Raw genomic sequence first — 14844 nt, 5'->3', positions numbered from 1 at the left:
TGCGTCATACTGACGACCATGGACAAGAAGTCACTCACCGCCCTTGCCCGTCAACAACTCAAGCTTGCCGTCGGCGCGTCGAGTGGCCGCAGTTCGCAGACGGTCTACGGCGGTCATCGACGGCACCTGCGCCAGACGGTCGTGGCACTCGCGGCCGGCAACAAGTTGGCCGAACACGACCTGTCCGGCGAATCCACGGTCCTGGTACTGAGCGGGAAGCTCGAACTGATCAGCGGCGAGCGCTCCTGGAAGGGATCCACCGGCGACCTTCTCGTCATCCCCGACGCCCGCCACAGCGTCGAGGCCATCGAAGACGTCAGCTTCTTGCTGACCGTCGCTATGTAGCCACTTTTCTCACGACCAGCACGGGGCAGTCCGCGGTGTTGACGAGGGCAAAACTTGTGGAACCCAGCAGCATTCCACCGAATCCACCGCGCCCCCGGTTGCCCACCACGATCAGTGCCGCGGTTTCGGACAAGCCGCTGAGCACCCGGACCGGTCGGTCCTGAGCCACGACACGCTGCACCTCGACCTCGGGGAATCGCTCCTGCCAGCCCGCGAGGCTTTCGGCCAACAGGGCCTCTTCGCCGTCGGCGATGGCATGCCAATCCTTGGGGGCACGGCCGAACGACTGCGTCAGATCGACATCGGACCACACGTGCACTGCCATCAGCACGGCATCCCGCGCAGATGCTTCGACGAACGCCCACTCGACCGCAGCCTGATTGACGTCCGACCCGTCGATGCCGACCACGACCGGCCCCTCGGCGACCGGACGGCCATCGATGTCACGGCCGCGCACCACGGCCACCGGAGAGACGCTGTGCGCGGCCAAGGACAAAGTGACAGCGCCGGTTTCGCTGGCACCGATCACCAGGATCTCGGCTTGGGCCGAGACCCCGATGAGGACGTCCATGACCCCGCCCTCGACGGCACTCGAGGTCACCTCGAAAGTGGGATCGTCGACGACCAGCGCGGCCAGAGTCTCCGCAGCCACCAGCCGCGACTTGGCCGTCGCAACGAATTCGGTTGCTTCTCCGGCGAATTCACTCAGATCGACGACTCCCGGCATGTCGACGGCTGTCACGATGTGCAACCGTCGATCGCGTCGGTGCGCGCACAGCGCCGCCCAGATCACCGCCTTGTCCGCTGCAGCGGAACCGTCGATACCGACGATGATCGGTCGAGAGCCTGTCACGTTTCGGGCCTCCGGTCGTTACCCCGAGAACGAGATCTCCGAGTGTCTGACGAATAGAACTTCAGGCTAGTCGATGGACCCGCGAAGGCGCCTCTTCGATCCGCAAGGGAATCGAAGAGGCGCCGGTCCCACGGACCCCCCGGGGTTTGTGTCGTCAGCTGGCGCGCAATGCGTTTCCGTACTCCAGCATTCGTGTGCGGCCGATCTCGGTCGCGACGGCCTGGGCGTCGAGGTGGTCGAGGTAGTCGGCCAGCTGATCGCGACTACGGGCTCCCGACCCGAGATCGGTGCGCTCGACGATGCGCCACTGGGCCAACATGGGTTTGAGAACCTCGTCGAGGTGGCGGGCGAGGTCGTAGATCCCGTCGCGCGAGATGAGCATCGCGCTGCGTGCGAACCCCGGCAGGTTGGTACCGGGCAGTTGGAAGTTCATGACGACCTCGGTGATCGCGGTGACCGTCAGCGCCGGTGCCACGTCGAGGGCCGCGGAGACCAGATTCGAGAAGAACCTGATGTGCAGTTCCTGATCGGCGATGATGCGTCCGAGCAGGCGATCTGCCACCGGATCGTGGCACTGGTCCGCGGTGTTGCGATGGCAGACGCTCGAGACCGATTCGTCGAGAGCCACCTGGACCAGCGACCGAAGAAGGTGAGCGCCGTTCATCGGGGCATCGAAGCCCACGGTCATGCACTGCGATCGTGCTCGGCCGAGCGCGATCGGATCGACGCTACGGGTCGCGACCAGGTAGTCGGTGACGGCCGCGGCATGACGGGTTCGCTCGCGGCTCCAGTCGGTGAGCCAGGACGGCCAGGCACCGGCCTCGGTTACCCCACTGTCCCGTCGATACAGCGGAATGTTCTGCTCTACAAGAAGATTGGTCACCAAGGCGGCTTTGGCGGATTCGGTCAGAGTCGAGGCTCGCGATCCCCAGTACATCTCGGCTCGAACGAAATCGGTCGGCTGCCACTGCACGGCCTCGGCGCGATGGCGGGCGAGATTTTCCTCGATGGTCGGCCGCAGTTCCCGCAGAACAGTGAACTGACCGATATCACTGTGCATGCTCGTCCTTTCATCGCGTCGAAGCCCACCCGAACGAGACCAAACGTAGATCCACCGCGCACACGCCGTGAACGGCTTCGTCATTGTTTAGGGCAAGTCGCAGCCCGCCAGGTCCGTTGCTCGAGATAAATCACAACGAGTTCTGCCGAAACGGTGGATCACACGTTGATAACAACCTATGATCGATCCTGTTAGAGGCCAGGAAACAAACTTGAAGTACGAAAACGCCGCGGTTTTGCCCGTAATTGCATACATTGAGCCGTGGAAGCGCGTTGATACGCGCAAGTAAGTTTGCTCTCCGATGACCTGAAGAACCCAACACGAAGGGTTGACCTGTGACCGTTCACAACTCGACTGGACTCGGAATCATGGTCGCGGGTCAGCCTGCGTCGGCTCCTCTTCGAGATTTCCGCGCAGTGGCACGACTCCTCGTGGGGCACTTCGCCGCCAACACTCCCTGTGGGTCGTTGCCGGGCGAACAGCTCCACGGCGACGTCACCGAATTCACCGTCAAATGCATCAGCATCGCTGTTCAGATGCTCGACGAACGACGCGCTCCGGCCGAGTCCGACCTGGCCGAGCTTCGCGCCAAGGCCAGCCAGTGGGCTCGTGAGGGCGTTCCTCTCGAGTCCGTGCTCAGCGTGTATCACGAGGGCATCCAGATCGGCTGGAACCTGGTCTCCAAGCGGGCAGGCGAAGGCGATGCCGCGCAGCTGATCGAGGCTGCTCGTATGTTCGTACTGCTGTCGGAGAAGGTGTCCATCGCAGCCAGCAAGAGCTACGTCGAAGAGCTTCAAGCGGTGGCCAGTGAACACCACACGGCGGCGCACACGTTGGTGACCTCTCTGCTCAGCGGCCACAATGCGGTCTCGATGGCCCGTCAGTCGGGCATCGAACTGGCCGACAGCTACCTCGTGCTTGCCCTTTCGGTGCCGCCGCACCCTGACGAGAACGACCCCAACATCCAGAAGACGGTTGCTGCGCGGAGGAAACTGCGCCGCGTACAGGCCGAATTGGCCACGATCTGCGGTCGCACTCCCCTGTCTCTGCTCAGCACCGAAGGTGGCACCGTGTTGATTCCCGGTGTTCACGACGAAGAGTGGGTCGAGGCGCTGGTGCATCGCATCGGTACCGCCGCGGAGGTTCCCGTCACCGTGACGGCCGAGCAGGCCGCTACCGCAGACATCCCCACCGCCGCCGATCAGGTGCACGAACTACTGTCCCTGGCGCACCAACTGCACCGCCCGTCCGGCCTGTACCGCATGGACGACCTGGTGTTGGAGTACCAGCTCACGCGTCCAGGACCCGGTCGACGCCACCTGACCCAGATTCTCGAACCACTCGATTCGTCACCCGAGTTGCTCGAGACCCTCGAGATCCACATCTCGCACGATCTCAACCGGCAGCGGTCGGCTCGCCAACTCCATCTGCACACCAATACCGTGGACTATCGCCTCAAGCGGATCGCACAGCTCACCGGATTCGACCCGACCCGTCCTTCCGGAATCCGACACCTGCAGGCCGCACTGGTTGCTCGTCGACTCGAATCCTCGCGGGGCGCAGCCTGATCTGGGTCTTCACCAGAGCTCCTCGAACCGACGGCAGGTAGCGTCGAAGACATATTCGAGAAGCGAGGGGAATCGTCCGTGGCGAAGTTGATGCTGGAGTTGTCCGGGGTGGTCAAGGAATACCCCACCGGAGAGCAACCGGTGCGAGCGTTGGACGGTATCGACCTCACGATCGAGGGTGGCCAATTCGTCTCGCTCGTTGCGCCGTCCGGTGCCGGTAAGTCGACACTGCTCCATATGCTCGGCGCTCTCGACACTCCGACGTCGGGTTCCATCAGATTCGACGACGTCGAGGTCACCACCCTCGACGACAACGCCCAATCCGATTTCCGACGCCACCAGGTGGGGTTCGTCTTCCAGTTCTTCAACCTGCTACCGACGATGTCGGCATGGGAGAACGTCGCCGTCCCCAAGTTGCTCGACGGCACGCCCATCAAGAAGGCGAAATCCGACGCGATGCGGCTGCTGGACATGGTCGGACTCTCGAATCGATCCGAGCACCGGCCTGCACAGCTGTCCGGCGGCCAGATCCAACGCATCGCGATCGCCCGAGCGTTGATGATGGATCCGGCACTGCTGATCGCCGACGAACCCACCGGCAACCTCGATTCGAAGACCTCTCACAACGTCCTCGACATACTGGCCGACGTGGCGCACGCCAGCGAGGGGCGTCGAGCAGTGGTGATGGCCACCCACGATCTCGACGCGGCCCGCTCCACCGATCGAATCGTCGGCATGATCGACGGACGGGTCGACTCCGATGTGCTGACCGAAGCGAGTTCGGCTCGGTGATCGGTACCGCACTGAGCAGATTTCGTGTCTTCAGCCTGCGGGATCTTCGCATGCACTGGGTCAGGACGCTGGTCTCGACCGGCGTCGTCGCTGTCGCCGCTGGACTACTGATCGCGGTTCTCGGTACGTACGGATCCTTGACCGGATCCGTCGAACGTCTCGCGGTGACGATTGCAGGCAACGCGAGCTACGAGATCGTCGGAGTCACCGACTCGGGCTTCGATCAGAACGAACTCGACGTCGTTCGCGCCGTTCCCGGGGTCGAGACGGCGGTTCCACTGCTGCGCAGCACCGTTCGATCCGACGTCGGAGATCTCACTGTTCTCGGCGTCGATTCCTCCATCACCGCGTTGCAGTCGGATCTGCGGGGCGCAGTGGGCGACGCGACCGGATTGGTGTCCGATCCATCCGGTGTACTGGTCGGTGCTGCAACAGGTCTGAAACAGGGCGACACCATCACCATCGATGACGTGCCCACAGCGGTGGTCGGCGTCATCGACGGACCGGGAACGCAGCGCATCGGTGGGGGCTTGTTCGCCGTCGCGCTGCTTCCCACCGCTCAGGCGCTCACCGATCGGCCGAACGAACTCGACTCGATCTTCGTCCTCGGGAACAGCGACACTCTGCGCACCGACCTCGACACCGCGGTAGCCGGTCGAGTGTCGGTGATGAACCCGGACTTCCGGGCCGACCGTGCGAACCAAGCGATGAGCTTGACTCGCAATGCAACGCTGATGGTCTCGCTCATCGCGTTCGTCGTAGCAGCGTTCCTGGTCTTCAACGTCATGAACATGGCCATCGCGAAGCGTCGACCCACCATCTCACTGCTTCGAGCCGTCGGCGGTCGCCGCGCAGATATCGTGCGTGACCTGTTGTCCGAGTCGGTTCTGGTGGGTCTGCTCGGCGGCGCCGTCGGCGTACCGCTGGGAATCGCGATGGGCCGCATCGCGATAGAGAGTTTGCCGCCGTTTCTGTCGCAGGCGTTCGACGCGCGGATCGAATACGTTCTGCCCGGCTTCGCAATTCCGGTGGCGATCGTGGCGTGCGTGCTGGCCTGTGTCGGTGCCTCGGCCGTCGCGGCGGTCCAGGTGTATCGCATTTCGCCGATCGAGGCACTCGCGGTCGGCGGCGGGGAGACCTCCGGCGGCCCAGGATTGCGATTCACTCTGGCCGCCACGGCGTTCGGCCTTCTAGCCATTGCCGGTGCGTTCGTGTTCGCCGTCAACGTCGACGGACAACTGACCCTCGGTGCCGGTGCTCTGTTCATGTTCGGAGTCGTTGCGCTGTGCGTCGGTGCGACAGGGCCGATCGTGTCGGCCACGGCGGCCGTCCCTCGCCGCTGGGGTGGTGCAGGTCGCCTGGCCACCGCCACCATCGAACGCGCTCCGCGCCGCATCTGGGCAACGGTGATGACGATCGTGATCGCGGTGGGAGTCAGTGTGGGAGTGTCAGGTTCGCTGACCAACATGACCGACTCGGCGGCCGACTCGCTGTCCTCGTTGGCGAACACGGACCTGTACGTGTCGATGTCCTCACCCGACGCGATCCCGTCCGGCCCCATCGTTCCCACCGAAGTGGCCGACGCCGTCCGAGCGACGCCGGGTGTCTCCCGGGTGGTCGAGGGGCAATGGGCCTACGCGACCATCGACGACGAGTTGGTCTCCATCCAGGGAGTCGCCGACGGGAGCAACGCGGTGACGCTCGCGTCGCTCTCCGATGACGTCCGCTCCCAGTTGCTGGCCGGCGACGGCGTGGTGCTGTCCCAGGGGTTCGGGAGAACGTTGGGTGTCTCGGTGGGCGACTACATCGACCTGCCGACGCCGACGGGCGTGCAGAACGTGCGGGTGCTGGATCTGGTGGACTACATCAATGCCGCGGGCGGCACGATGGCGATCTCGTTGGAATCGATGCAGCGCTGGTACGACCGACCCGGAGCGACCTACCTCGAGATCGGCGTCGACGGAGACGTTGCTGCCGTGCAGGATTCACTGCGCGAGACGCTGCCACCCGAGGCCTTCGTCTACACCGGCGCGGCCGCCTTGGAGGGCACCAGCGCGGCAATCCGACAGTCCGGTGCATTGGCCATCGCGTTGCAGTGGATCGTCGCGCTCGTCGCCGCGGTCGAGTTGCTCAACACGCTGACGCTGTCGGTACTCGAGCGTCGACGTGAACTCGGCGTACTGCGCGCCATGGGCGGCGGCAGAGGAACCCTGGCGCGAATGGTGCTCGCGGAGGCGTTGTCGGTGGGCATCGTCGGCGGCGTGCTCGGCCTGATCATCGGCGCGGGTCTGCAATACCTGAGCACACTGATCCTCGGAGCCAGCATCGGAATCCCGGTTGCCTACACCGCCGGATGGTCGGTGCTGCTGTACGGACTCGTCGCCCTCGGCCTGTCGCTGCTGGGTTCGGCCCCACCTGCCCTGCACGCGTCGCGACTGAACATCGTGGATGCCATTGCGGCGGATTGAGTTGGGGACACCGGTTCGGCCTGGTTCGCGGCCTCGGGATCGGCCTCGGGATCGGCCTCGGGATCCGCAAACGCGCGCGCGTTTGTCAGATGCGAGCGGAATGGACAGCGAAAAGCCGGCGACTCTGCGCGCGTTTGGCAGATGCGCTCGCGTTTGCAGAGAAGAAGGTGATCGGATGAGATTCCGGCGATGAGGTTCGAGCCTTCGCGCGCGGCACCCATCGCTTCGTCGGCATCGAGTCGAGCGCCGATCACGCCGCTTACCAGCACCGCACCGTCCTCAACGTGATCCCGTCACCGACCGGGACCGTGCCGGTCAGCGGCAACCTGCTTCACGATCGACACGGTGGGCCGCTAGACTAGCGAGCGCGATGTGGGCCAGCTGAGCAATTCGGCAGCGAACCCATCCGCAACCGATTGTTTGCTGGATCGAAAGCCGTTGCTGGACAATGGCTTCAGACCCAAAGAACGATCACCAGCCTTCGTAGCTCAGGGGATAGAGCAACCCTCTCCTAAAGGGTAGGTCGCAGGTTCGAATCCTGCCGAGGGCACCAGCAGTCGATTCCGTGAACCCCCATCCTCCCTTTCTGTGACTGTTGCGCACCCATGGAAACGGCGGTACTATCGAACATGTATTCGAGTACTGGGGAGGAACTCGTGGTCACAGCCGTACAAAATTCACCACTCACGTCCGATGAAGTGCTGCGTTTCGTCGCGCGCCTTCAGTCATCGGACTTCGATGTCGACGCAGCAGCAGGCATAGATGTGATCTCCGCCCTCGAGACGGCGAAGTGCGCCTGCGTGGCAACCCAGGCCGTGATGACCGACGCCGTCGCAACAGCCATCAGCAATGAGCGCAGAGAACTCGGCAGACCGAAAGCACAGTGGCGCAATGGTATTGCGTCACAAATCGGTCTGGCTCGGCGTGAATCACCGAACCGTGGCGGCACCCATCTGGGACTCGCTCGCGCGCTCGTACACGAAATGCCGCACACCCTGGCACGCCTGAGAGCCGGCGAACTCAACGAATGGCGGGTCATGATTCTCGCTCGCGAAACCGCATGTCTCACCGTCGACGATCGCCGGACCATCGACGAGCGACTCTGCGCAGACCCGGCAACCCTGGCCGGTGCCGGCGACCGCACCATCGAAGGCCGCGCCCGCGCACTCGCCAACGAACTCGACGCCGCCTCACAGGTGAAACGACGCGCCAAGGCCTACGCCGCCCGCCGCACCAGCACCCGTCCAGCCCCTGAATCGATGGGCTTCTTCACGGTCCTCACCTCGATGGAGAAGATGGTCTGCATGTGGGCCACGCTGCGACGCGACGCCGACACCATCATCAATGCAGGCGGCGACACACGCACCCGCGACCAGATCATGGCCGACCTCGTGTTCGAGCGCGTCACCGGCGCATCCGTAGCTCAACGCCCACCGGTGACCGTCGACATCGTCATCTCGGACTCGACCCTCTTTGCCGGCGGTGACACGTCTGCATACATGCACGGCTACGGAGACATCCCGTCCGACGTCGCACGGCAACTCATTCGAGACACGCTCGACAATGAGACGCACGTCGCACTACGCCGCCTCTACGCCCATCCGACGTCCGGCGCGCTGACGGCAGTGGAGTCCACATCACGCGCATTTCCGACAGCGCTGGGACGCCTCATCGATCTCCGAGATCGCACCTGCCGTACTCCGTGGTGCGACGCGCCGATCCGTCACCACGACCACATCAGACCCCACTCCGCAGGCGGCAGAACGAGTGCCGAGAACGGCGCAGGCCTTTGTGCCGCATGCAATTACGCGAAAGAGGGCGAGGGCTGGACTGCCGAGGCGTTACGAGACAAACGCAACGCGCGACATCGCTACCGGCTCATCTCACCCACCGGGCACACCTATGACTCGAGCGCGCCGCCGATGCAGGTGGTGGAGCTGTACAACTCTCGAATCGAGAACGTCATGATCACCGGTCTCTTCGACGACGACGCCGCATGACAGGTCGCGGCGGGAAGAAACCGAGCACTGACTCGGTTACACTCGTCAACGGCGCGCCCAGCTGCACGCCAGACGTCGTGGAATGCTCCCGAACCACCATGTGCACCCAGCACAGGCTTCTCTTACGGCGATCGAAACTGCCCACCGGCAGTCTCGCCACCTTGCATCTCGGCCCGAAGGCCCGCAGGTGCAACACCCTGCCCGAAAGGCACCTTTCATCACTATGACGACCCCACAGACTTTTGCTGCACTCGGCGTACCCCAGGCCATCGCGGATGTACTCGCGAGCCAGGGCAAGACCGAGGCATTCCCCATCCAGGCCGATACGCTCCCCGACACACTGCAGGGACGCGATGTGCTCGGACGCGGAAAGACCGGCAGCGGCAAGACACTCGCGTTCTCCATCCCCATGGTCGCTCGCCTCGCCGGCCAGCTTCCCGGTAACCGCAAGCCCGGCCGCCCCCGCGGCCTGATCCTCGCGCCGACGCGTGAGCTCGCCACGCAGATCGCCGTCGCGATCGAACCCCTCGCCTCCGCATACTCGTTGAAGGTCACCACGATCTTCGGTGGCGTCTCGCAGGTTCGCCAGGTGTCCGCACTCAAGGGCGGAGTCGACATCGTCGTCGCCTGCCCCGGTCGCCTCGAAGACCTGATGAAGCAGCGCCACCTCACGCTCGACGGCGTTCAGATCACCGTCCTCGACGAGGCCGACCACATGGCCGATCTGGGCTTCCTGCCCGTCGTCACTCGCATCCTCGCCGCCACCCCGGACAAGGGCCAGCGCATGCTGTTCTCGGCGACCCTGGACAACGGCGTCGACAAGCTGGTCAAGCGCTTCCTGCACAACCAGATCACGCACTCCGTCGACGAGGCCACCTCACACGTCGAGGCCATGACCCACAGCGTGTTCGAGGTCGACGGCGTCGAAGCAAAGAAGAAGCTCGTCCACCAGCTCGCCTCGGGCACCGGACGACGCATCCTGTTCATGCGCACCAAGCACCAGGCCCGCAAGCTCGCCAAGCAGCTCACCGACGCCGGAATCCCGTCCGTCGACCTGCACGGCAACCTCTCGCAGGCCGCACGTGACCGCAACCTCGCCGCGTTCTCGTCCGGCCAGGCCCGCGTCCTCGTCGCCACCGACGTCGCAGCCCGCGGCGTTCACGTCGACGACGTTCAGCTGGTCGTCCACGTCGATCCCCCGGCAGAGCACAAGGCGTACCTGCACCGTTCCGGCCGCACGGCACGCGCGGGAAGCGCCGGCGACGTCGTGACCGTCGTCCTGCCCGAACAGCGCAAGGACACCGCAGTACTGCTGCGGAAGGCCGACATCAAGGTCACTCCGGTCCGCGTCACCGCCGACTCGCCCGCAGTGGCGAACCTCGTCGGCGAGCAGGCCCGCTACGTCGAGCCTGCTCCGCGAGTCGAGCAGGCCCCCGCCCGCACCGGAGCCCCGCGCAACAACAATGCTCGACGCGGTGGCCCGGCCCGCTCCGGTGGACAGCCGCGCAGTGGTGGACAGCCCCGCAGTGGTGGACAGCCCCGCAGTGGCGGTGGCGGCCACAGCCGTCGCGCAGCAGGACCGGCCACGAGCCAGCGCAGCCGCTGATCTGAGCACGTAAGAATTTCGGCCTGAGCGCGGAAAGCCTTCTCTACGAGGGCTTTCCGCGCTTCGCTGTTCTCACACTCACCACGGCAGCGACCGCACACAGACCGGCTGCGCCGAACCACGCCATCGTGTACTCACCGGTCGCGTCCCGCACGACGCCTGCGGCGACCGATGCGATGCCGGCACCGATCTGATGTGAGGCGAACACCCAGCCGAACACCAGCGAGCCTCGGTCACCGAACACCTCGCGGCACAGCGCAATCGTGGGTGGAACCGTTGCCACCCAATCCAATCCGTAGATCACCACAAAGATGACGATCGACGGCTGGATGGTCGCGGACAGCAACCACGGCAAGAACAGCAGCGACACTCCTCGAAATCCGTAGTACGCCGCCAACAGGTAGCGCGGGTCGACGCGGTCGGTCAGCCACCCCGATGCGATCGTTCCGACGATGTCGAAGATTCCGACCACCGCAAGCAGACCCGCTGCGGTGGTTTCGTGCATTCCGTGGTCGTGTGCCGACGGGATGAAGTGAGTTCCGATGAGCCCGTTGGTCGTTGCACCGCAGATCGCGAAGCCCACCACGAGGGCCCAGAAGGTTCGTACCCGGCTCGCGTCGCGCAACGCCTGTATCGCGGCCCTGGCGGGGTTCACCGTCGACTCGACGACGACCGCTGTGTACCCCTCCGGCGCTCCGTAGGGGGTCACGCCGATATCCGCCGGCATGTTGCGCAGCCAGCGCAGGACGAAGGGAACCACGATCAGTGATCCGCCCGCGATGAGGAACGAGGCGGCGCGCCAGCCCGACCTGTCGACGAGCTGCGCAATCAAGGGCAAAAAGATCAGCTGCCCAGTCGCACTGCCCGCCGTCAGGATGCCCGACACGAGGCCACGGCGCTGCACGAACCACCGATTGGTCACCACCGCCGCGAAGACGAGGGCCATCGATCCGGTGCCGAGACCGATCATGACGCCCCAGGTCAGTACCAACTGCCAGGCCTGGGTCACGAACACGCTCAGCGCACTGCCTGCGGCCACGACGACCAACGCCGTCGACGTCACCGCCCTGATCCCGAAGCGTTCCATCAGTGCCGCAGCGAACGGCGCAGTCAACCCGAACAGCACGAGGTTGACGCCCACTGCGAGCGACAACATCGATCGCGGCCAGCCGAACTCGTCCTGCAGCGGCACCATCAGCACGCTCGGCGCCGCCCGGAAGCCCGCAGCACCGACCAGAGCGAGGAATGCCACGGCGGCAACGATCCAGGCCGGGTGAATCCGCCTACGCGTCCTGATCTCGGAAGTCACGGTGACATTGTGCGCGCAGTCGCGGTCATATTGCGCGCGCAGTCGCGGCAGCTCACCTGCTGGCACACTGGAGCGGTGACCGTCAGCTCTTCCCACTCGCCCGAGTCCGGGCCCCTCCGACCACAGGAACTGGCGACGGCTGCTGTCATGAGCAGTTTCACCGTCGCGTTGACGGTCATCGGTGTACTCGTGCCGATGGCCGCGATTCTTCAGGTCGTCGCAGCGATTCCCATGTCGGTCGTCGCACTTCGGTATCGGACGCGCGCACTGGTCACCGCTGCGGTCGCGGGCACACTCGTCGGATTCGTGGCGGCCGGTACCCAAACCGCCATCACTGTCGCCAGCGCTGCCCTACTGGGTGGCTTGGTCGGCCGGGCGAAACGCAAGAAGCAGGGACTGTTCGGCGTACTGGTCACCTCGATGGTCGTCGGGCCTGCACTCGGAGCCCTGTCGGTGCTGCTCCTTCTGATTCTCGTTCCACTGCGGGAGCTGTTTCTCGAGACGCTGCGCAACACGATGGAGGGCATTTCTCGGTTGCTCGAGCGAGCGTCGGCACTTCAGGGTGCCGCGGATGTGCTCCGCAGCAGCAGTACCGCAGTGCTCGACAACTGGTGGTGGTGGGTCGGCGGTTCGATCGCCTTCGGCATTGTCACCGGAACCCTGTTCGCGTGGCTGATCCTCACCGCGATCCTCGATCGCCTCTCCACGATCCCTACGCCCGAAGCTCTGGTCTCGAGCACCGACGACGAGCAGATCGGTCCGCTACCGGTCACCCTGACCTCCGTCGGGTATCGGTACCCGGGAAGCTCCACGGCCGCGTTGACCGGAGTCGACCTTCACATCGAACCGGGTGAGTTCGTCGCCGTCGTCGGCCACAACGGTTCCGGCAAATCGACCCTGACGCGGATTCTCGCCGGACTGGAACCGTCGGAAGGAACCGTGACGAGGCCCGGCACAACCGGTCTCGGACGCTACGGCGGCACCGCCGTGGTGTTACAGCGCCCCGAAAGTCAGATCCTCGGTACCCGCGTCTCCGACGACGTGGTGTGGGGACTCCCGCCCGGTGATTCGCGTCCCGATGTCGAGGCCTTGCTCGAGGAAGTCGGACTCGGCGGCATGGGTGCCCGCGACACCGCGTCCCTGTCCGGTGGCGAAATGCAGCGACTCGCCGTCGCCGCAGCATTGGCCCGCATGCCTGCACTGCTCATCGCCGACGAGGCAACAGCCATGATCGACGCGTCCGGCCGTGAACATCTGGTCTCACTCCTCGCCGAACTACCACGCAGACATGGGATGTCGGTCGTGCTCGTCACGCACCACGTCTCGGAAACCGCTGCCGCAGATCGCGTCGTGCACCTGCACGAGGGGTATCAGGTGCAGCACGACTCGGCGTGGATGCATCCGAATACTGCACGTTCTCCTGTACTGCATGACAATTCGAGCCAACGCTTGCTCGAAGTGGCAGACGTTCAGCACACCTACAACCGTCGCACGCCCTGGGCGCAGGCCGCACTGAACGGGATCGACATCACCGTCAAGCGTGGCGAAGGGGTCCTCGTTCTCGGCGGAAACGGCTCGGGCAAGTCCACTCTCGCCTGGATCATGGCCGGACTCACCGGCCCGACGAAGGGCACCGCGCAGCTCGACGGCAAGGCCATGACCACACGGGTGGGCGACGTCGGACTGGCATTTCAGCATTCCCGTCTGCAGTTGCAGCGTCGTACCGTCTCCGAGGACATCGCCGCGGCAGCCGGGCCCGAAACCGGTTCTGCCACAGTGTCGGCGGCGATGGATGCGGTCGGCCTCGACCGGTCGTTGGCCGCCCGCGACATCGACTCGCTCAGTGGTGGTCAGATGCGACGCGTCGTGCTGGCCGGGCTCATCGCGCGGCGGCCACGCATGCTGGTTCTCGACGAGCCTCTGGCCGGGCTCGACCCACCCGGCCGCGACGACATCATCGGTGTTTTTGCTGGACTGCGCGAACGCGGAGTCGCGATCGTCGTGATCTCGCACGATATCGATGGCGTCGACACAGTCTGCAGTCGCACCATCACGATGGCCGACGGCCGCATCGTTTCCGATTCGATCCTGGGGAGCGTGCACTCGTGACCACCGTCGTACTGCGTCAGGTCCCGCGATTCTCGCCGATCCATCGCCTGTGGGCCGGCACCAAGCTCATCGTCGTACTACTGCTCAGCGTCACTCTCGTGGTCGCGCCGACATGGCCGGCGCTCGGAATCGTGTTCGCGCTGTTGGTGATCGCCGCCGTCATCGCGCACGTTCCGATCACCGCAGTGCCGCGTCCACCGTGGTGGATCTGGGCGTTGTTCGGCGTCGGTGCCCTGATCAATCTGCCCATCGGCGGCGCGGCAGTGTTGGTGTATCTGCGTGCGACGCTGTTCATCTTCGTGTTGCTCGGCGCATCGATGATGATCGGCTGGACCACCTCGATGAGCGACATCGCTCCGGCAGTGTCCAAACTCGGCGCACCGCTGAAGAAGCTGAAGTTGCCGGTCGACGAGTGGGCGATCGCCGTGGCTCTGAGCCTGCGATCGCTGCCGCTGCTGATCGAAGAGATGCGCACTCTCAACGCTGCCCGACGCCTGCGCCCCAAGCCCGTCGTCAACAGTGCCTCGGACAATTCGCTGGTCGACATCGTCACGACGGTGATGTCGGTCGCCATTCGACGAGCCGACGAGATGGGAACGGCGATCGCCGCCCGAGGGGGCACAGGAATGATCACCGCTACCGAGTCTCGGTTCAAGGCCTCGGACGCGGTGGCGCTGACCGTGGTGACTCTGGCGTGCGCCGGAGCGATCGCGATCAGCTTCCTGTGGGTCTGA

The 14844-nt window shown here is 64.8% G+C and carries 11 protein-coding genes and 1 tRNA gene; 9 read left to right on the top strand and 3 right to left on the bottom strand.

What is annotated here, in order from left to right; translation table 11 throughout:
• Window positions 1-18: 18 nt before the first annotated feature.
• Complete coding sequence (locus CH275_RS19950) at window positions 19-345, top strand: cupin domain-containing protein (RefSeq protein WP_032377351.1); 327 nt, start codon at window positions 19-21, stop codon at window positions 343-345.
• Here the strand turns inward: CH275_RS19950 and CH275_RS19945 are convergent.
• Window positions 338-1198: a universal stress protein gene (locus CH275_RS19945; RefSeq protein WP_094680002.1), complete on the bottom strand. Its 861-nt coding sequence runs from the start codon at window positions 1196-1198 to the stop codon at window positions 338-340. The two genes, CH275_RS19950 and CH275_RS19945, sit on opposite strands and share 8 nt — an antisense overlap.
• 154 nt (window positions 1199-1352) lie before the next feature.
• Window positions 1353-2258 carry an acyl-ACP desaturase gene (locus CH275_RS19940; RefSeq protein WP_179276241.1) on the bottom strand — a complete coding sequence of 302 codons (906 nt, stop codon included), beginning with the start codon at window positions 2256-2258 and terminating at the stop codon, window positions 1353-1355.
• A 335-nt stretch (window positions 2259-2593) separates the two neighbouring features.
• Here CH275_RS19940 and CH275_RS19935 point away from each other — a divergent pair, with 335 nt between their 5' ends.
• The 6 genes from CH275_RS19935 (at window position 2594) to CH275_RS19910 (ending at window position 10692) form a co-directional block, all read left to right on the top strand.
• A complete protein-coding gene (locus CH275_RS19935; protein WP_094680000.1) occupies window positions 2594-3826 on the top strand; it encodes a PucR family transcriptional regulator in 1233 nt (410 codons plus the stop codon).
• A 90-nt stretch (window positions 3827-3916) separates the two neighbouring features.
• Window positions 3917-4618, top strand: coding sequence for an ABC transporter ATP-binding protein (locus CH275_RS19930; protein ID WP_373453731.1), 702 nt, complete (start codon window positions 3917-3919; stop codon window positions 4616-4618).
• Between the two features lie 50 nt (window positions 4619-4668).
• A complete protein-coding gene (locus CH275_RS19925) occupies window positions 4669-7086 on the top strand; it encodes an FtsX-like permease family protein (RefSeq protein WP_143546834.1) in 2418 nt (805 codons plus the stop codon).
• A gap of 477 nt (window positions 7087-7563) precedes the next feature.
• A tRNA-Arg gene (locus tag CH275_RS19920) sits at window positions 7564-7639 on the top strand.
• 76 nt (window positions 7640-7715) lie between these two features.
• Window positions 7716-9086, top strand: a complete 1371-nt coding sequence (locus CH275_RS19915) for an HNH endonuclease (RefSeq protein WP_094679998.1) — start codon at window positions 7716-7718, stop codon at window positions 9084-9086.
• A gap of 223 nt (window positions 9087-9309) precedes the next feature.
• Window positions 9310-10692: a DEAD/DEAH box helicase gene (locus CH275_RS19910; RefSeq protein WP_094679997.1), complete on the top strand. Its 1383-nt coding sequence runs from the start codon at window positions 9310-9312 to the stop codon at window positions 10690-10692.
• 43 nt (window positions 10693-10735) lie between these two features.
• Here CH275_RS19910 and CH275_RS19905 read toward each other — a convergent pair whose 3' ends face one another.
• Complete coding sequence (locus CH275_RS19905; RefSeq protein WP_218828808.1) at window positions 10736-12001, bottom strand: MFS transporter; 1266 nt, start codon at window positions 11999-12001, stop codon at window positions 10736-10738.
• Window positions 12002-12076: 75 nt separating this feature from the next.
• On the opposite strand from CH275_RS19905, the gene CH275_RS19900 reads away from it, so the two are divergent.
• Entirely contained in the window at window positions 12077-14110 is a 2034-nt protein-coding gene (locus tag CH275_RS19900; protein ID WP_179276240.1) for an ABC transporter ATP-binding protein, read from the top strand.
• Window positions 14107-14844, top strand: coding sequence for an energy-coupling factor transporter transmembrane component T family protein (locus CH275_RS19895; RefSeq protein ID WP_094679995.1), 738 nt, complete (start codon window positions 14107-14109; stop codon window positions 14842-14844). The genes CH275_RS19900 and CH275_RS19895 overlap by 4 nt, the downstream gene beginning before the upstream one ends.

Source organism: Rhodococcus sp. 06-235-1A (assembly GCF_002258785.1).
Classification (GTDB): domain Bacteria; phylum Actinomycetota; class Actinomycetes; order Mycobacteriales; family Mycobacteriaceae; genus Rhodococcoides.
Note: the sequence above shows the minus strand (reverse complement) of the source record. Positions and strands in the feature narration are given on the sequence as shown.